We start from the raw sequence: 18,440 nt of genomic DNA on the forward strand, positions 1-18,440 counted from the left end.
CGCCGCGGTTCAGCCGGCGTCGGACGGGTCGGCAGCCTCCGGGCTGCTGCGCGCCACGATCGCGGTCGCGGTCAGATCACCGGTGACGTTGCCGGTGGTGGCGAACACGTCGGGGATGGTGTCCACCGCCAGCAGCAGGCCCAGCGGCTCCACCGGCAGGCCCATCGACTGGGTCACCGGCATCACCGTGGCCATGAAGCTGACCTGGCCAGGCAGGCCGACCGAGCCCAGGCTGATCACCACCGCCAGCGCCGAACCGGCCGCCAGCTGCATCGCGCTCAGCTCGATGCCGTAGGCCCAGGCCACGAACGCCGCGGCGACGATGTACTGGATCGGGCTGGTGATCCGGAACAGGGTCACCGCCATCGGCAGCACCAGCGCGGCCACCGCGCGCGGCAGGCCCAGGCGGTCGCGCGCGCTCTCCAGCATCGCCGGCAGCGAGGCCAGCGAGGACTGGGTGCTGGCCGCCACCACCTGCGCCGGCAGGATGCCGCTGGCGAACGCCGCCGGCGAACGCCCGGCGAACATCGCCACCAGCCCGTAGCAGATGAAGATCGCGCCGATGTACATGGCGCACTGCAGGACGATGTAGCCGGCCAGCGCGCCGACCACGCCCAGCCCGGCCTGCGCGCACACCGCCAGCATCAGCGCGAACACGCCCAGCGGCGCGGCCAGCAGCACCCAGCGCACGATCACGATCATGGTGTCGGCGATGCCGTGGCACAGGCCGATGACCTGGGCGCGGCGCTCGGACTCGATCCGGGTCAGGGCGAAGCCGAAGAACAGGGCGAACACCACCAGCGGCAGCATCGCGCCCTGCGCGGCGGCCATGATCGCGTTGGACGGGATGACCCCGCTGATCCACTGCGCCAGGGTCGGCGCGGCGCCGGCCTCGACCGTGGCGGCCGAGCCCTGCAGGGTCGCGGCGAGCGCTTCGCTGCGCGGCACCAGCGACAGCAGCGCCGGCGCCGCCAGCGCCGCGTAGGCGGCGAAGAACGACAGCATTGCCACGAACACCGTCATCGCCCGCCGCGCCACCCGTCCGGAGGCGGCCGCATCCGAGGCGGTGGCCACGCCCAGGATCACCAGCGCCAGCACCAGCGGCACCACGGTCATCTGCAGCGCGCTCAGCCACAGCCGGCCGACCGGCTGGGCGACGCCGGCGGCGGCCAGCGCCGCGTCCGGGTGCCAGTGCGCCAGCGACAGGCCGACGATCGCGCCGGCGGCCAGCGCCAGCAGCACGCGCGCGGTCGCGCCCGGCCAGCGCATCAGCGCACTCCCAGGAACGGCAGGTGCCAGGTCGGCGCCAGGCGCCGGTACTCGGCCTCGGGCAGCAGCACGAAGCGCGGCGCGCGGGCTGGGTCGAGCCAGGCCAGCAGCGCTTCCATGTCGGCGTCGGCCATCGCCGTGCAGCCGGCGGTGGCCTCGCCGGGCGTGCGCCAGAGGTGGGCGAAGATGCAGCTGCCGCCGCCGGGCGCGTGCTCCGGGTTGTGCCCGATGACGAAGCCGAGGCGGTAGCGCGGGTCGCCGTCATGGTGCAGGTCCAGGCGCATCGGCTCGGTCGAGCCGGCCACGGCGGCCTGGCCGACCACGCGCGCGTCGACGATGCGGTTGTAGAGCGGCGAGTCGGGCACGTCCATGCACCAGTCGCTTTCCCGCATCGCCTGGTAGGGCAGGGCGCTGGCGGTGGCGTCGGCGTAGCCGAAGGCGGTGCCCAGCGCGAACACACCGGCCGGGCTGCGCCCATCGCCTTCGCGCTTGCGCGGCCCCTGGCCCTGGTCGGTCTGCGGATGCAGGCCCACGCCCCAGGCGCTGCCGTTGCGGCCGAGGCTGACGTCGAAGGCATCCACCTCGCGCCACACCGCGGTCTCGCCGGCGCGCTCGAGCCGGTGCAGGCGGCCCTGGTGCTCGTCCCAGCCGGCGGTGGTCACCACCACCAGCTGGCGGGCGTCGTGCAGCGGCTCGACGGGCATGGATGCCGGGTCGTGCGCCATGGCCGCGATGCCCCAGGCCAGGGCCAGGGCGGCGGCCACGGGCCAGGCGAAGCGGGATGGGCGTGCGGGTCCGGCGTGCGATGCGGCCATGCGGTCTCGTTCGTTGTCGGGGGATCACGTGTCCAGCAGGTGCCGGATGCGCTCGAGGTTGATGCCGAGCTGGCGGTGCCGGTCCGGGTTGGCCTGGCACAGCAGCACGAACAGGAAGTCGAGCAGGTACTGCAGCGAGGAACGGTACAGCAGCGCCTCGATGTGCGGCGAGGAGTCGTGCGCGGACACCACCAGTGCCGCGTCGGCGTGCGCGCGCAGCGGGTTGGCGGTGTGCCGGGTGATCGACACCACCTTGCCCTCGCAGGCCTGGAACTGGCGGCTGATCTGCGACAGCTGCGGCAGCTGGCCGAACTCGGAGAACACCAGCAGCACGTCGCCGGGCCGGGCCGCCGACAGGTTGGCCATCATCAGGATCGGGTCGGAATGGTGCACCGTGAGCACGCCCAGCAGCGACAGGCGCATGCCGAACTCGCGCGCGAACAGGCCGTCGTCGCCCAGCCCGCAGACGAACACCTTGCCGGCGCCGTCGACCAGCCCGACGATCCGCTCCATGCCCTCGCGCGGGTTGAGCAGGCGGGTCTCCTCCTCGGCGGCGGCCTTGCTGCGGCGCAGGCTCTCCTCCAGCCGGGTGTACTCGTCGCCGTCGGCCGCCGGCGCGGCCTGGGCCGGAGCGTCGGCGCCGTTGCGCGCCACCGCCTGGCCGATGCTGTACTTCAGGTCCGGGTAGCCGCGGAAGCCGAACTTCTGGCTGAACTTGACCACCGACGACTGGCTGATCCCCAGCGCGCTGGCCAGCTGCTGCGAGGAGTAGTCGCGCAGCAGGTGGGCGTTGTCGAGGATGAAGTCGGCGATGCGGCGTTCGATCGCCGACATCTGGTCGCGTTCTGAGCGGATCTTCACCAGCGGCGGCATGGGTGCGATCTTCATCCGGGACGGGCGCACCTGGCAACCGGCGCGGCTCAGCGCGCCAGCAGCTCCAGCCCGCGGATCTCGCGGATGCCCAGGCCGGGCGCGTCGGTGACGGTGATTTCCGACTCGTCGAAGATCACCCCGCCCTCGACCGGGTTGAACTGGCCCAGCGAGGGGCCGTCCAGGTCGACCTTGGTGATGACGTCGGCCTTGGCCACCGCCAGGTGCACGGCGGCGGCCACCGAGATGGCCGACTCGATCATGCAGCCGATCATGCACTGCACCCCGTACAGCGCGGCGATGTCGGCGATCCGGATGGCGTTGGACAGGCCGCCGGTCTTCATCAGCTTGATGTTGATGATGTCGGCGGCGCGGCGCTCGATCAGGTCGAACACGTCGGTCGGGCCGAACACGCTCTCGTCGGCCATGACCGGGGTGTGCACGCGCTCGGTGACGTACTTCAGGCCCTCGATGTCGGCGGCCTTGACCGGCTGCTCGAGCAGTTCCAGCAGCACCCCGGCGTCCTCCAGGGTGCTCATCGCGTACACCGCCTGCTTGGGGGTCCAGCCCTGGTTGGCGTCCAGGCGCAGCAGGGCGCGGCCCTCGACCGCGGCGTGGATCGCCTTGACCCGCTCGATGTCCAGGCCGATGTCCTTGCCGACCTTGATCTTCAGCGAGTCGAAGCCGCGATCGACCGCGGCGATCGAGTCGGCCACCATCTTGTCGATGTGGTCCACGCTGATGGTGATGTCGGTGGTGATCACCGGGTCGCCGCCGCCGAGCATCTTGTACAGCGGCGCGCCGTAGAGCTGGCCCCACAGGTCGTAGACGGCGATCTCCACCGCGGCCTTGGCGCTGGTGTTGCGCTCCAGCGCGCCCTGGATCAGCCCGCAGACGCGGTTGAGGTTGGCCACGTCCTGGCCGATCAGGCGCGGCTTGATGTGGCGGTCGATCGCCTCGACGATCGAACCATGGGTGTCGCCGGTGATCACCGCGGTGGCCGGCGCCTCGCCGTAGCCGGTGTGGCCGCTGTCGGTGCGCACCAGCACCACGATGTCCTCGACCGTGTCGACGGTGCGCAGCGCGGTCTTGAACGGGGTCTTCAGCGGCACGCGCAGCATGCCGAGTTCGATGTCCGTGATCTTCATGGAGTGGCCGGATTGGGGGAGGACACGGGCCGTATCCTCTGGATGCTGGTCATGCGGTCGACGTAGGTCTCGGTCTCGCCGAACAGCATCGGCTCGAGCGGGGTGACCGCCACGCCGTTGAGGCCGGCGCGCACGCGGGCGCCGTCGGCGCCGCGCCAGCTGCCGCCGTTGGTGTCGTGGATCACGAACGCCAGGCCGCGCTGGTGGCCGATGGCCATCATCACGTGGCCGGGGATGTATATCAGGTCGCCGACCTGCAGCTGGCGCACCGCGGCCATGCGCTTGTCGCGGCCGTCCTCCGGGGCGAAGCCGATCCGGTCCAGCGCCGGGCTCACCGCCTGGTCACGGGTGTTGCGCGGGACCAGGATGCCGAAGCTGCGGTAGATCTCCGAGACGAAGCCGCTGCAGTCGCGCGCGTCGTAGCTGTGGCCCCAGCCGTAGCGCTCGCCGAGGAACTTGAACGACTGGCGGACCAGGTGCGCCGGGGTCAGCGGCAGGTAGTCGTGGGCGACGTCGGCCGAGCGGGCGATCAGCGCCGGCGCCAGCGCCAGGCTGCCGTCGGCGTTGCGCACCGGCAGCTCGACCACGTGCGAGGCGTAGGGATGCTGGCCGTTGACCGGCCGGTCCGGCGGCAGGTCGGTGCGCAGCGGCAGGCGCACGCCCATGTCCAGCTGCAGCGCCGACACGCGTGGTTCTTCCGGCGTGTAGTTGGTGCGCACGGTGGCGCCTGTCATGACCAGGTACGGCGCGCGCTGCGCGTAGCCGAGGACCGTGCCGCGGTCGCCGGTGGCCACGTGCCGGGCCTCGATCCAGGCCGCGTAGCGCTCGCTGGCCACGAACAGCCACTGCCGGTCGCGGCTCTCGTGCAGCACCGCCACCGCGTCGCCCGGGAACAGCGCCGATTCCTGGAAGCGGTCGATGTCGGTCTCGCCCGCGCTGCTGAACGCCCGCAGCCGGGTCGGGAAGGCGCGCAGGTCGGCGCGGTGCACGACCAGGCCGTAGCGCAGCGGGCGGGTGGCCGGGATCGCGTCCAGCGCCAGCGCGCGCTGCAGCGCGGCCAGCTCGCGCGGCGGCAGCGGCTTGCCGTGCACGTCGTACAGGGTGCGGGTGGGCGGCGCCGACAGCGCCTCGATCTTCTCCCGCACCAGCGCCCGCGGCAGCGGCTCGGGCAGAGCGGCGATGTCGACGATCGACTTGTCTTCGCTGCGCATGCGCGCGTTCTGCGCGGCGATGCCGGCGCGGTCGAGGATCACCCGGTCCGGGTCGGCCAGCTGCGCGAGCCAGTGCCCGGGCGTCAGGTCGGCGTGGCGGACCTCGACCACCGCGGTCGGCGCATCGGCGGCCGGCGGCGCGGCCAGGGCGGGCAGGGCGGCCGCAAGCAGCGCAGCCAGCAGCGGCGCGGACAGCCACGGCCGGGCGCACCCGTGGCGGAGCGGGTACGGCCGTGCAATCGAAACCTTGTTCGCGGCGCTCATCTGGCCGGTCCTCCCCTGGGGGCGCAGTGCGGAAGAATAGTTATTCCGAATATTCGCGCAGTCAAGAATAAATTATTGACCCGCTACCGGACCCGTGTTACACCAGCGCTACCACCGGCCGGGGAAGTGTCGTCGTGGAAGCCCGCTGTTGCCAGCCTGTCGCCTCGAACCCGCCGCCGCGCCCCCCGCGCCGCGGCCGGCGTGCCGTGTGGCCGGCGTTGTGCCTGCTGGCCGCCGCGATCGGGGCCAGCGCCCAGGCCGGCGCGCCGGCGTCGGCCCTGGAGACGACCGTCGCCGCGGTGGACCGGGGCGATTTCCTCGGCGCCGAAGCGGCGATCGAGGCGGCGCTGTCGCAGCCGGGCCTGGCCGCCGCCCAGCGCCAGGCGCTGCTGTTCGAGCGCGAGCGCATGCGCCGCATCCGCCTGGACTTCACCCTGGACCGCGCCGCCGCGCTGGCGCAGCTGCGCCGGTCCATCCCCGACCTGCGCGAGGCCGAATTCGACGCCTGGGACCAGGCCGGGCTGGTCGAGCGCATGGACATCGATGGCGAGCCACGCTACTTCAAGCGCGCCGTTTCCAACCTGTTCCGGCTCAGCCCGGAGGCCGCCGCACGCCGCGCGCCGCCGGTGCGGCCGTTCAGCGAAGGGCCGTATGAACGCCTGCACCCGCACCACGCCGAAGTGCTCGCCGCCGCGGGCGGCGGCGCGACCAGCGTGGCGCCGCGCCGGCTGCGGGTGACCCAGTCGCTGGTGGTCGACGCCGACGCGGTGCCGGCCGGCGAGACCATTCGCGCCTGGATCCCGTACCCGCGCGCGATCGCGGGCCAGCAGGAGGACATCCGCCTGCTCGGCAGCGTGCCGGCCGGCGGCCAGGTCGCGCCGGAGTCGGCGCTGCAGCGCACCGCCTACCTGGAGCGCACCGCAGTGGCCGGCGAGCCGACGCCGTTCTCGGTGAGCTACGAGCTGACCGTGTACGGCCGCCACTTCGCGATCGACCCGCAGCACGTGCAGCCCACGCCCGGCGACCCGGCGCTGGCGCCGTACCTGGCCGAACAGCCGCCGCACATCGTGTTCACCCCGGCGCTGCGCGAGTTCTCGGCGCGGGTCGTCGGCGACGAGACCCATCCCTACCGGATCGCGCAGAAGCTGTTCGCGGCGGTGGACGACATTCCGTGGGCCGGTGCGCGCGAATACTCGACGATCTCCAACATCAGCGACCACGCGCTGCACGCCGGCCACGCCGACTGCGGCCAGCAGACCCTGCTGCTGATGGCGCTGCTGCGGCTCAACGGCATCCCCGCGCGCTGGCAGTCCGGCTGGGTCTACTCCGACGACGCGGTCGGCTACGACAACATGCACGACTGGGGCTGGCTGTACCTGGCGCCCTACGGCTGGGTGCCGATGGACGTGACCACCGGCCGGCTCGACAGCGACGACCCGGCGCTGCGCTGGTTCTACCTCGGCGGCCTGGACGCGTACCGGATCGCCTTCAACGACGACTATTCGCGGGACTTCGTTCCGGCCAAGCACCACTTCCGCTCCGAGACCGTGGATTCGCAGCGCGGCGAGGCGGAGTGGCGCCGCGGGAACCTCTATTTCGACCAATGGGACTACCGGTTCGAATGGCAACTGCTGCCGGCAGGCAATGAAGCCACCAAGGCGGGCGGGGACAACATCAACACCACTGTGGGAGAGACACGGGGATGAACAGCAGGACTTTCAGGAAAGCCGCACTGTGCGTGGCGCTGGGTGCATGCATCGGGGCGATGGCGCCGATGGCGATGGCGCAGAGCGCCACCGGCGCAGTCGCCGGCCGTGCCACCGCGGGCGACCAGATCACCATCATCAACACCGCCACCGGCACCAGCCGGACGGTCACCGTCGGCACGGACGGCAGCTACCGCCTGACCCAGCTGCCGATCGGCGACTACCGGTTGCAGCTGGTGCGCAACGGCCAGCCGGTGGGCGACGGCGTCGTCGTCAACGTGACCATCGGCGGCACCACCGCGGTCAACCTGGGCACCGAAGGTGCCCTGGTCAACCTGGACGTGGTCGAGGTGGTCGGCTCGCGCGTGATCAACCGCGTCGACGTGTACTCCACCGAGGTGTCGACCACCATCAACCGCGAGGAACTGGCGCGCCTGCCGGTGGCGCAGAGCCTGACCTCGGTGGCCCTGCTCGCGCCCGGCGTGATCACCGGCAACTCGTCGTTCGGCGGCATCTCCTTCGGCGGTTCCTCGGTGGCCGAGAACTCGGTGTTCATCAACGGCCTGAACGTCACCGACTTCTACCGGCGCCAGAGCTTCTCCACCGCGCCGTTCGACTTCTTCCAGGAGTTCCAGGTCAAGACCGGCGGCTATTCGGTCGAGTTCGGCCGCGCCACCGGCGGCGTGCTCAACGCGGTCACCCGCCGCGGCAGCAACGAGTTCGACGGCGGCGTGACCTTCACCTTCGAGCCGGCCGCGTTGGAGTCCACCGCCAAGGACCACTACTACGACGACGGCAACATCAACGTCCGCTCCAGCCGCGACCACGACAGCTTCATGAAGGCCAACGTCTGGGCCTCCGGTCCGGTGGTCAAGGACCGGGTGTTCCTGTTCGCGATGTACGAACAGCGCGAAGGCAACGCCGGCTACACCAATGCCCTGGGCAGCACCTGGACCGAGACCGAAGGCAGCAACGGTTTCTGGGGCGCCAAGCTGGACTGGAACATCACCGACAACCACCTGCTCGAGCTGCTGGCATTCTCCGACAAGACCGAGACCGGGCTGAACGCCTACGCCTACAACTGGGCCAACGCGACCACCACCAGCTTCACCGGCAGCAGCACGTCGCAGGGCGGCGGCGACAGCGGGTCGATCACCTACACCGGCCGCTTCGGCGAGAACTTCACCGCCAAGGCCATGTACGGCGTGAACCAGAGCCGCGCGCTGGTGTTCTCGCCAGCCGACGGCGCCTGCTCGCAGGTGCTGATCGACAACGCCAGCTACGGCACCGCCTACGCCGCCATGGGGCGTCCGCCGGTGAGCTGCCATCCCAGTCCGAGCAGTTCGGTGGTCGACCACCACGACGAGCGCGAAGTGGGGCGTCTGGATTTCGAGTGGTCGCTTGGCGACCACCTGGTGCGCTTCGGCCTCGACCGCGAGCTGATGAGCACCGAGCGCAGCACCTTCTATCCGGGTCCGACCCAGCAGCGCTATACGGTCTACGGCCGGACCACTCCCTTCCCGAACCAGGTGCTCGGCAACAACGTGCCGCTGCCCGCGGGTGTCGATGCCTTCGTCATGGGCCGCAGGCGCATCGACGGCGGCAAGTTCGACACCACCGCCAACGCCTGGTACGTGGAGGACATCTGGAGCGTCACCCCCAGCCTGGTGCTGAACCTGGGCGTGCGCGTGGATGCGTTCGAGAACAAGACCGCCGCTGGCGGCAGCTTCATCAAGATGGACAACCTGGTGTCCCCGCGCCTGGGCTTCTCGTGGGACGTGAAGGACGACGGCCGGATGAAGCTGTTCGGCAACGCCGGCCGCTACTACCTGCCGGTCACCAACAACATCAACTACACCTTCGCCGGCGGCCTGATCGACGAGTACACCTACTGGGCGCTCAATGGCTGGCAGCAGGCGACCAATCCGGTCACCGGCGCGTCGTACATGACGCCGGTGCTGGGTGCGCAGATCGGACCGGTGGACGACGACATGAACGTCACCGTCGGCGACCTGCGCCAGAGCGTGGACCGCGACCTGGAGGCGGTCTACCAGGACGAGTTCATCCTCGGCTTCCAGGGCATGATCAGCCAGACCTGGTCGTGGGGTGTCAACGGCACCTACCGCAAGATGGAAGGTGCGCTGGACGACGTCCGCATCAACGCGATCTGCGGCGTCCGCCACGGCACCCTGTTCCCGATCGCCAACCCGGGCGACGAACTGACCCTGTGGGGCACCACGGCGATGGGCTGCGCCCAGGACGGCTGGGTCACCATCGATACCTCCAAGGAGGGTTACATCACCGTCGGCAGCAACCGCATCGTCGGCTACAAGGACCCGCGCCGCACCTACAAGGCGGTGGAGTTCCAGATCGACCGCGCCTGGGACGACAAGTGGGCGTTCAACGCCTCCTACCTGTGGTCGAAGCTGGAGGGCAACCACGAGGGCCCGGTCAACTCCGACACCAACTACGGCGACACCGGCATGGTCCAGCACTGGGACCACCCGGCCAACAACGAGCGCTACGGCGACCTGTTCAACGATCATCGCCACCAGGTCAAGCTGCGCGGCAGCTACAAGCTCAACGAGATGTGGACCTTCGGCAGCACGCTGACCGCGCTGTCCGGCGCCCCGATCACCGCCTTCGGCGTGACCTGGCCGGACGAGAACTTCGCCGTGGCCAGCTTCACCACCGAGGGCAGCGGCGGCGGCACGGGCTGGATCTGCGTGGCCAACTGCGGCGTCTGGGACCAGCGCGTGCACGAGTTCACCGAGCGCGGTGCGTTCGGGCGCATGCCATGGACCTACAACCTCGGCGCCAGCGTGACCTGGACTTTCCCGGTCGACGGGATCGACCTGAGGGCACGGTTCTCGATCTACAACCTGCTCAACGAGCAGGAAGTGATCAACGTGCGCCAGCGCTATGAGTCCAGCCCGGGTACGGTCCGCCCGTACTTCGGCACCGGCACCCGCTGGCAGTCCCCGCGCTACGCGCAGCTGGTGGTGAGCTGGAACTTCTGACCGGCATTCCGGTGCCACGCCGCGCGGTCCGTGCGGCGTGGCACCGGAGGCGGGCACGAGGAACGATGGTCATGCGTTGTCCCCTCCCTTTTGCGGCCGCCCTGGCGGCCGCCCTTGTTTTCGCCGTCCCGCCGTCCCGCGCCGCGACCGACGAGGCGGCACGCATCGCGCGCGCGGTGGACGACACCGTCGCCCGCTACGGTCTGCCCGGGATCGCGGTGGGCGTGGTCCGCGACGGACGGGTCGTTGCGGTGGAAACGCGCGGCGAACTGTCGGCCGGTGGCGGCGAGCCGGTCTCCCCGGACACCTTGTTCAAGATCGCCTCCAACACCAAGGCGATGACCGCCGGCGTGCTGGCACGGCTGGTCGATGCCGGCAAGCTGCAGTGGGACGACCCGGTGACCAGGCACCTGCCGCAGTTCCGCATGCACGACCCCTGGGTTACCGCGAACATGCAGGTGCGCGACCTGCTGATCCACAACAGCGGGCTGGGCCTGGGCGCCGGCGACCTGATGCTGTGGCCTGAGCCCAACGACTTCACCCGCGCCGACATCATCGCCGGGTTGCAGCACCTCAAGCCGGTGGGCAGCTTCCGTTCGGAGTACGCCTACGACAACCTGCTGTACGTGGTCGCCGGCGAGGTCGCGGCGGCGGCAGCCGGCATGCCCTTCGACGAGCTGGTGCGGCGCGAACTGTTCGAGCCGCTGGGCATGGACGGCTGCCGGGTCGGCCAGTGGCGGCTGGACCAGGCCGGCAGCGTCGCCCAGCCGCACCGGCGCGTGGACGGCCGCAGCGTGCCCGTGCGCGAGGACGGCGCGGTGGTGCCCGACATCACCTCGATGGCCGCCGGCGGCATCCGCTGTGGCCTGGACGACATGCTCAGGTGGGTCGGCATGTGGCTGGACCCTGCGCATCCGTGGCTGTCGCCGGCGCAGCGGCGCGCGGTATGGACCGCGCACATGCCGATGCCGGTCAGCGAGCGCATGCGCCAGTGGGACAACAGCCACTTCTCCGCCTACGGCTACGGCTGGCGCCTGTCCGACGTGCAGGGCCAGTGGAAAGTGGCCCATACCGGCACGCTGATGGGCATGTACTCCTCGGTGATCCTGCTACCGGACCTGCGCACCGGCATCGTGATCCTGATCAACGGCCCGGGCGAGGCGGCGCGTACTGCCCTGGGCCAGGTGCTGATGGAGCAGGCGATCGACCCGGCCTCGCGCTCCGACGTGGCCCACTACGCAGGGCTGTTGGACCAGGAGCGCGCGAACCGCGCCGCGCGCCAGCCGCTGCCGGATACCTCGTCGCGACGGCCGGCCGGAGCCGCCGAAGCCGCGGCCCTGCTGGGCGTCTGGCGCGATCCGTGGTTCGGCGAGGTGGCGATCTGCCCGCGCGCCGACGGGATCGGCGTCGCCTCGGCGCGTTCGCCGCTGATGCGCGGCCGCCTGATGCGGGTCGGCGAGCGCTGGCTGGTGGACTGGGACGACGACAGCGTCGATGCCGAAGCCTGGCTGCACCCGCCTTCCCGCGACGGTGGCGACGGCGCTACCCTGACCGTGTCGCACGTCGATCCGGATGCGGACTTCAGCTACGACTATGCCGACCTCGCCTTCGCCCGCCAGCGTGATTGCCCCTGAGCCACGGCGCCAGACCGGCGCGGCCCCATCGCGCCGTCGCGGTACCGGCGTGGCGGCGCTGCTGCTGTCCGTGCTTGCCACGGGGTGGGCCGCGGCGGCCGAGCCGCCGCGCCTGTCATCCGCGCGCGACGCCGGCGAGGCCGGCATGGTCGACGTCCTGCAGCTGGCGCCGGACATCGAAGTGGAGATGCGCTACGCCGGCAGCGACAACTTCACCGGCGCGCCGGTGCCCGGCTACGACGCCAACCGCTGCTACCTGCTGCAGCCGGTCGCCGAGGCGCTGGCCCGGGTGCAGGCCTCGCTGCGCGCTGAAGGCCTGGGCCTGCGCGTGTACGACTGCTACCGGCCCACGCATTCGGTACAAAGCTTCGTGCGCTGGATCGAGCGGCCAGACGATCCGGCGCTCAAGGCGCGCTGGTACCCCAACGTCGACAAGTCGGCGCTGATGCCCGGCTACATCGGCCAGGTCTCCGGCCACAGCCGCGGCGCGACCGTCGACCTGACCCTGGTCCGCTGCGACGGGGACGGCTGCACGCCGCTGGACATGGGCACGCCCTACGACTTCTTCGATCCGCTGGCGAACACCGACGACCCCGGGATCGACGCGCGACAGCGCGCCCACCGCCACCACCTGCGCGAGGCGATGGCCGCGCAGGGGCTGGCCAACTATCCGATGGAGTGGTGGCACTTCACCCTGCGCCCGGAGCCGGACCCGCACACCGCCTACGACTTCCCGGTGCGCTGATGGCGGACTGGGTGGAACGGTGCTGTCCGTACTGCGGCGAGCGCATCGACCTGGCGATCGACGCCAGCGCCGGCGACCAGGACTACGTCGAGGACTGCCAGGTCTGCTGCCGCCCGATCGCGATCCGGGTGCGGGTGGAGGACGCGGATGGCGGGCCGCGGGTCAGCCTCCGGCGCGACGACGAGGCCTGATCCGCGCGCTGCAACCGAGGCCCGGTACGCGCAATTTCCCGCAGCACACTGCGGGCGTTCCGTTGGCTTGCGAAGGCTCGAACACCCACCACCCGTCATCCCCGCCTTCGCGGGGATGACGGGTGGTGGGGACGCGCCCGGCGCGATGGGCGCGGCCACGCTTCGCTGCCCGCTCGTCTAGACTGCACCCGGCTTCCAATGCACCCACTCATGAACCTGCCACTGCACACAGGCTTGCTAGGCGCCCTCGAAGCCGGCCTCATCGCCTTCGCCATCGGCGTGCTCGTCTACGCGCTGTGGGCCTGGATCTGCCGCCGCGCCGGTTTGGCCATCGGCCATGCGTTGGGCTGGGGAATGGCGATCGCGGTCGTCATCGCCGCCGGCCTGGACAGCTGGAACCTGTTCTACCTGGGTATTGCCCGACTGGAATCACCGCTCTACGCGCGCCTGGCGCTGGCCGGTATCCACGATCCGGATTTCCTCGGCACCCGCGTGTTGCTGCAGATCGTCGGTGCGCTGTCGGGCACGGTGCTGGGCTGGTGGCTGTTCAGCGGGCGCATGGCTGGCCGGCACGACGTTGAAGTGCCGGGTAGCGGCGAAAATCCGCCCGGACAGGGCCATTGAACCGGCCGCTAACCGGCCACTGACGGGATCCTAACCAAGCCCATAACCGCATCGGCGCGTGTTGTGGTTAACGCTGCGTGCATGCCGCGATTGCGGCGCAAGCGTGGTTCATGGCGACCGCGGCAATGTCCGCTTCGTGCACTGCCGATGGCACGTCACGCAACTTCCACCCGATTGCAGGAGCAAGCCATGAGCAAGAAGAACAAGCGCCTCACCACCGGTTTCCTGATCCTGGGCATGGTCGCCGCGGCCCCGCTGGCCTTCGCGCAGACGCCCACCGAGGCCGAAGAGCAGACGCCGCCGGCCACCGGCGCCGCCGAGCAGCAGCCGACCCAGTCCTCGGCCGCCGGCCAGGGCCTGAGCTGGGCCGACCTGGATGTCGACGGCAACGGCAGCCTCAGCCGCCAGGAGGCCCAGGTCCATGCCGGCCTGAGCAATGTCTTCGCCGAGGCCGACGTCGACGCCAACGGCGAACTGACCGCCGACGAGTACCGCGGCTTCATCCAGAAGCAGCAGGACGAGGCGACCCAGGACTGATCATCTCCTGAGTTGTCCCACAGCGGAGCGGGCCTGCGGGCCCGCTCTTTTTTGTCCGTTGGTCCGGGTATAGGCCGCACGGCAACGGCAAGAGCGTTTGGGGTGCTGGGCTTCGGTCTGAGCCGCGGCAGGCCGGGTGTGTTGCTGGTCGTCCCGGCGGCACATTCATGTGCCGACTCGCCGACGCGGCCATCCCTGGCCGCTGCCGCAGCACACCCGGCCCGCACGTCTTCGGGGCGCCCACCGTTCGTGGCTTCGTTCGATGCGTGGGACGCACTGCTATCCTGCGCGCTATTACGCATCGGCCGGTGCCCCACATGCACGACATCCGCCTGGTCGGCTTCGACGGCGACGACACGCTCTGGCGCAGCGAGGACTACTACCGCGCCGCCGAGAAGCAGTACGAGGAAATCATCGGCCGCTACATCGACCTGCACGACGCCGGCACCCTGCGCCACCTGCTCGAGGTCGAGCGGCGCAACCTCCAGGTGTTCGGCTACGGCGTCAAGGGCATGACCCTGTCGATGATCGAGGCGGCGATCGAACTGACCGACGGCCGCATCGCCGCGCGCGACCTGCAGCAAGTGGTGGAGATCGGTCGCGCCACGCTGCAGCACCCGGTCGAACTGATCGACGGCGTCCGCGAGGCGGTGTCGGCGATCGCCGCCGAACTGCCGGTGGTGCTGATCACCAAGGGCGACCTGTTCCACCAGGAGGCCAAGATCGCCAGCTCGGGGCTGGCCGACCTGTTCCCGCGGATCGAGATCGTCTCGGAGAAGGACCCGCCGACCTACGCGCGCGTGCTGGCGGAGTTCGGCATCGACGCGGCGCAGTTCGTGATGGTCGGCAATTCGCTGCGCTCGGACATCGAGCCGGTGGTGCGGCTGGGCGGCTGGGGCGTGCACGTGCCCTACGCACTGACCTGGGCGCACGAGGCCGAACATGGCCTGGCCGAGGCGCATCCGCGCGTGCTGTCGGTGGAATCGGCGGCGCAGTTGCCGCCGGCGGTGCGCGGCATCGTCGAAGCGGCGCGCAACGGCGGCTGAACACCTTCGGCGGCCGTCGTGGCCGGTAACGTTTTCAGCGGCGTGGGTTAAATCCCGGTTCACCGGATCGGCCGCAACGTCATCGCAACGTCACCCGCCACGGAGCGCTGCCATGAATGACATGCCGTCGATCAAGTCCGCATCGGTCGCACGCTGGAGCAACAGCGCCTGGATCCGGGGCGCGCTGCTGGCCGGCGCGCTGGGTGCGAGTGCCGCGCTGTTGCCCGCCAAGGCGCAGGCGGCGGACGTGCAGGTGCGCTTGCTGGTGGATGTGGCCGACCTGATCTTCCGCAGCGGCCGGCCCTACTACTACGACCACGGCCACTACCACCCGGTAGTGGTGGAGTACGACCGCTGGCACCGTCCGGTCTACTACCGTTATGCGCCACCGCCGCCGCCGGTGGTGATCTACCGGTCCGCGCCGCCGCCGCGCTACTACGCCCCGCCGCCGCCGCCGCACTACCGGGTCAGCTACCGCTACGACGACCGGCATCGCCACGGCCACAACAAGCACCGCGGCTACGACAAGCACCGCGGTCATGGGCGCGGCCATGACAAGCGCCGCGGCCGCTAGGGGCAACTGAATCCGCTTCAGCAGCGGCCGGCACGTCCATGCCGGCCGCTGTGCTGGTCGATGCGACGTCGTCCGCCGGCGCGGCAGGGCCGCACGCGCCTGACAGCCAGCGTGCGCTACGGCAGAATCCGCGCATGCCTTTCCTGTCGCGCCCGGCGCAGCTCCCGTTGCGGATCGTCCTGGCCACCGTCCTGGCACTGTTATCCGCCGGTGCGGCCAGCCAGCCGGAGGACGTGTCGCCGGTCCCGGCCGTTGCAGCAGGCTACGCCACCGGCGACGCCTGGATCGACGGCCGCCTGGCTGACATCGACGCCTATGCGGAGCGCCATCCCGAGGCATTCGCCGCCGAACTGGAGCGCTATGCCGGCGTGCCGCGCGCCTACGTCGCCGGGCTGCTCGAGCAGCCGGGATGGCGCGCCGGGGACGTGTGGTTCGCCTGCTTCCTGGCGCGCGCGACCGAGGCCACCTGCCGCAGCGTCGTTCGTGGCCGCAGCCAGGCCGGTGCCGCGGCCGGCTGGCGGCCGGTTGCCGAGGATTTCGGCGCGGCGCCGGGATCGAAGGCCTACGCCGACCTGCGCCTGGCGCTGGCCGACAGCTACCGGCGCTGGGCCAGGCCGCTGCAGCCCGACCCGGCGCTGACCCGGGCGCTGAGGCAGCGGGACGCCGATTCGACGCCGTAGGAAGTCTTCCCGCGGATGCGCGGCAATTGGCGGCGTCGCAACCGCCGCAAGCTGCCGACGACGGTCGATCGACCGCGGCGCGAGCGCGCGTCGCGGATGCGCGCCTCGTCGCGAATGGCCGGACTCAAGGCCGGGCGAGGCTCCAGCGCCCCCATTCGTCGTCGATGTCGTCGCCGGCGGTACGTGCAGCGCCGAGGTCGCCGGCATAGCGGTACAGCGGTTGCCCGCGCCAGGTCAGCTGGGTCTGCTGGCCTTGCCGGTGCGTGCCGATGCCCGCCGCGTCCACCCCTGCGCCGCCGGTGGCGATGCCCTGGTCGTCGACCAGGACCGGCGGCCACACCGCCTGGCAGGCGGCATCGCACTTGCTGCCGTCGGCGTTGCCCTCCAGCACGTAGAGCGACGCGCCGCTGGCGTCGACCAGGTGCGGCACCGGTGCGTCGGCCACCGACAGGGTCGTGCGGCTGGCGCCGGTCCCGCCGGTGGCATCGATGGGTGGCGGGGCATCTGTGGTGGGGGCGGCCGGTTGCGCGTCGCCGGCGCCGGGCGCGGCCACGTCGGTGCCGCATGCGGCCAGCGACAGCACGCACAGGCCGGCGAAGACGTTGCGGTGGATGGGCTTCATCAAAGACTCCTTGGCTGGGCCGGGCGAGTGGCCGCGACGCTGCGGCATCACTGCGGCGGCGGCGGGGTCTGGGTCGGTTGCGGCTCGATCGGCACCCGCGGGTCGTCCGTTGGGGGACAGCCCTCGGTACCGGCGCGGCCCTCGCAGTCGGGATTGGTGGTGGTCGGCGGCGGCAGGACCGGCGGCGTGGTGGCGGGTGCCGGATCCGGTGTGGTGTCGATCAGCTCGCCCGGCGGCGTGCTGCTGCCGGTGCTGGCCGGATCCACGTTCGGATCGGCGCGACGGTCGCAGCCGGCGGTGGCCAGCAGCAACACGGCCGTGAGCAGGATGGCGCGCATCGTGTTTCTCCTCGTCCGCTTCGATGTGCCCGCCATGCGCACTGCGCCCGCGCATGTGGCCACCGCATCCAATCGCGGCGGCGTGTACGGCGCAGTGAAATGCGCGTGGACGACGGATGAAGGACGTGGCGCTGCGGTACGCCCGTCATATTCGTGAAAGAGCGATGCGGATGCGAAAGATCGGTTTCGCCCAGGAGCGATCCATTCTTGCGCCGCCGGGAGGTATGCGCCGTGCTGTCGGACCGGGACTGTCGCGCCTGAGGCGAATAGGGTGTGGTGTATCTGGTTGCAAGGACGCGTGTGCAGTTTAAGCACATCTGATTTGCATACGAACAAACAACAATGAGCGCCACCCAGCAAGTAGCAAGTAGCTGGTCAGCCGCGCGCCGAAACGCTCACTCTTGGTCCAGGCCTGCGGACCGCAATCCTTCCGCGATCCGGCCGACGGAAGCCCGAAGACGAACATGCTTGCGTTGTCACGACATCACTGATACTTTGATATTCAAAGTACTTTGGAGCATGTCGATGACGCGCGACGATTTGGCCGAGGATCTCGCCTATGTCCGCACCCTGGCCGAGGAAGGGCGGAACGCGCCGCTGATCGGGGGGCGCTATCTCGTGCTGTTCGGCGCGCTGCTCACGATCGCCTATGGCATGCACTGGGCGTTGATCGCCGGCGCGTTCGGCCCGACGCATTGGACCTGGATACTCGGCAACTGGTCCGGTTTCGCGATTTGCGCCGGCATCGGGTCGCTGATGGTCGGCCGGCGCGTGCGGGCGTTGCCGGGGCGTGCGGCGGTGGTCAACCGGGTGGATGGCGCGGTCTGGCGCGGTGCGGCGCTCGCCATCGTTGCGGTTGTCGTCGGCTCGGTCGCGCACGACGCTATCAACGATCGAGGCGTGGCGCAGAACGCGATCATGGCGGTCGGCTTCGCGGTCTATGGCGTCGCGCTGGGCGCGACGGCGGTGATCGCGCAGCAGGCCTGGCTGCGCTGGTTTTCCTGGCTTTCCTTCGTGGCGAGCGCGGTGTTGTGGACGTTCCTCAACGAGCCTTGGGCCTATCTGGTCGCAGCGGCGGCCAGCGTCGCCGTGCTGCTGGCGCCGGGCCTGGTGATGATGCGCGGCGAACCGTCCCGCGTGGTTTGA

18 protein-coding genes are annotated in these 18,440 nt (G+C 70.6%); 11 read left to right on the plus strand and 7 right to left on the minus strand.

All coding sequences use genetic code 11. The features are described from left to right. Window positions 1-9 precede the first annotated feature (9 nt). From WQ53_RS10495 to WQ53_RS10515, 5 genes are all read right to left on the minus strand, one after another. Entirely contained in the window at window positions 10-1,269 is a 1,260-nt protein-coding gene (locus tag WQ53_RS10495; RefSeq protein ID WP_052632119.1) for a dicarboxylate/amino acid:cation symporter, read from the minus strand. Then, entirely contained in the window at window positions 1,269-1,994 is a 726-nt protein-coding gene (locus WQ53_RS10500; RefSeq protein ID WP_052634042.1) for a L,D-transpeptidase family protein, read from the minus strand. The genes WQ53_RS10495 and WQ53_RS10500 overlap by 1 nt, the downstream gene beginning before the upstream one ends. A gap of 114 nt (window positions 1,995-2,108) precedes the next feature. After that, window positions 2,109-2,957, minus strand: a complete 849-nt coding sequence (locus tag WQ53_RS10505) for a MurR/RpiR family transcriptional regulator (protein WP_052634043.1) — start codon at window positions 2,955-2,957, stop codon at window positions 2,109-2,111. A 47-nt stretch (window positions 2,958-3,004) separates the two neighbouring features. Continuing rightward, window positions 3,005-4,102 carry a dipeptide epimerase gene (locus WQ53_RS10510; RefSeq protein ID WP_052632120.1) on the minus strand — a complete coding sequence of 366 codons (1,098 nt, stop codon included), beginning with the start codon at window positions 4,100-4,102 and terminating at the stop codon, window positions 3,005-3,007. Continuing rightward, window positions 4,099-5,577, minus strand: a complete 1,479-nt coding sequence (locus tag WQ53_RS10515; protein WP_052632121.1) for an SH3 domain-containing protein — start codon at window positions 5,575-5,577, stop codon at window positions 4,099-4,101. The genes WQ53_RS10510 and WQ53_RS10515 overlap by 4 nt, the downstream gene beginning before the upstream one ends. 206 nt (window positions 5,578-5,783) lie before the next feature. Between WQ53_RS10515 and WQ53_RS10520 the strand changes: the two genes are divergently transcribed. The 10 genes from WQ53_RS10520 (at window position 5,784) to WQ53_RS10565 (ending at window position 16,334) form a co-directional block, all read left to right on the plus strand. Continuing rightward, window positions 5,784-7,283 carry a transglutaminase-like domain-containing protein gene (locus WQ53_RS10520; protein WP_082112974.1) on the plus strand — a complete coding sequence of 500 codons (1,500 nt, stop codon included), beginning with the start codon at window positions 5,784-5,786 and terminating at the stop codon, window positions 7,281-7,283. Next, complete coding sequence (locus tag WQ53_RS10525) at window positions 7,280-10,303, plus strand: TonB-dependent receptor (RefSeq protein WP_052632122.1); 3,024 nt, start codon at window positions 7,280-7,282, stop codon at window positions 10,301-10,303. The genes WQ53_RS10520 and WQ53_RS10525 overlap by 4 nt, the downstream gene beginning before the upstream one ends. Window positions 10,304-10,374: 71 nt before the next feature. Continuing rightward, the gene (locus WQ53_RS10530) at window positions 10,375-11,937 is read left to right on the plus strand and encodes a serine hydrolase domain-containing protein (RefSeq protein WP_052632123.1); all 1,563 of its coding nucleotides are present in this window, start codon (window positions 10,375-10,377) and stop codon (window positions 11,935-11,937) included. A gap of 49 nt (window positions 11,938-11,986) precedes the next feature. Beyond that, window positions 11,987-12,682 (plus strand): M15 family metallopeptidase, encoded by a 696-nt coding sequence (locus WQ53_RS10535; RefSeq protein ID WP_052632124.1) that lies wholly within the window; start codon window positions 11,987-11,989, stop codon window positions 12,680-12,682. After that, window positions 12,682-12,873, plus strand: coding sequence for a CPXCG motif-containing cysteine-rich protein (locus tag WQ53_RS10540; protein WP_052632125.1), 192 nt, complete (start codon window positions 12,682-12,684; stop codon window positions 12,871-12,873). Before WQ53_RS10535 ends, WQ53_RS10540 begins: the two co-directional genes overlap by 1 nt. A 210-nt stretch (window positions 12,874-13,083) precedes the next feature. After that, the gene (locus WQ53_RS10545) at window positions 13,084-13,497 is read left to right on the plus strand and encodes a hypothetical protein (protein ID WP_052632126.1); all 414 of its coding nucleotides are present in this window, start codon (window positions 13,084-13,086) and stop codon (window positions 13,495-13,497) included. 189 nt (window positions 13,498-13,686) lie between these two features. Continuing rightward, a complete protein-coding gene (locus WQ53_RS10550; protein ID WP_052632127.1) occupies window positions 13,687-14,034 on the plus strand; it encodes a calcium-binding protein in 348 nt (115 codons plus the stop codon). A gap of 317 nt (window positions 14,035-14,351) precedes the next feature. Beyond that, window positions 14,352-15,080: an HAD family hydrolase gene (locus tag WQ53_RS10555; protein WP_052632128.1), complete on the plus strand. Its 729-nt coding sequence runs from the start codon at window positions 14,352-14,354 to the stop codon at window positions 15,078-15,080. 112 nt (window positions 15,081-15,192) lie between these two features. After that, a complete protein-coding gene (locus WQ53_RS10560) occupies window positions 15,193-15,654 on the plus strand; it encodes a hypothetical protein (RefSeq protein WP_052632130.1) in 462 nt (153 codons plus the stop codon). A gap of 134 nt (window positions 15,655-15,788) precedes the next feature. Next, a complete protein-coding gene (locus WQ53_RS10565; protein ID WP_052632132.1) occupies window positions 15,789-16,334 on the plus strand; it encodes a hypothetical protein in 546 nt (181 codons plus the stop codon). A gap of 124 nt (window positions 16,335-16,458) precedes the next feature. On the opposite strand, the gene WQ53_RS10570 is transcribed toward WQ53_RS10565, so the two are convergent. After that, window positions 16,459-16,956 carry a hypothetical protein gene (locus WQ53_RS10570; RefSeq protein ID WP_052632134.1) on the minus strand — a complete coding sequence of 166 codons (498 nt, stop codon included), beginning with the start codon at window positions 16,954-16,956 and terminating at the stop codon, window positions 16,459-16,461. A 47-nt stretch (window positions 16,957-17,003) separates the two neighbouring features. Next, window positions 17,004-17,294, minus strand: coding sequence for a hypothetical protein (locus WQ53_RS10575; RefSeq protein WP_052632136.1), 291 nt, complete (start codon window positions 17,292-17,294; stop codon window positions 17,004-17,006). 525 nt (window positions 17,295-17,819) lie between these two features. On the opposite strand from WQ53_RS10575, the gene WQ53_RS10580 reads away from it, so the two are divergent. Continuing rightward, the gene (locus WQ53_RS10580; protein ID WP_144409302.1) at window positions 17,820-18,440 is read left to right on the plus strand and encodes a hypothetical protein; all 621 of its coding nucleotides are present in this window, start codon (window positions 17,820-17,822) and stop codon (window positions 18,438-18,440) included.

This window comes from Pseudoxanthomonas suwonensis, from assembly GCF_000972865.1.
Lineage (GTDB): Bacteria > Pseudomonadota > Gammaproteobacteria > Xanthomonadales > Xanthomonadaceae > Pseudoxanthomonas > Pseudoxanthomonas suwonensis_B.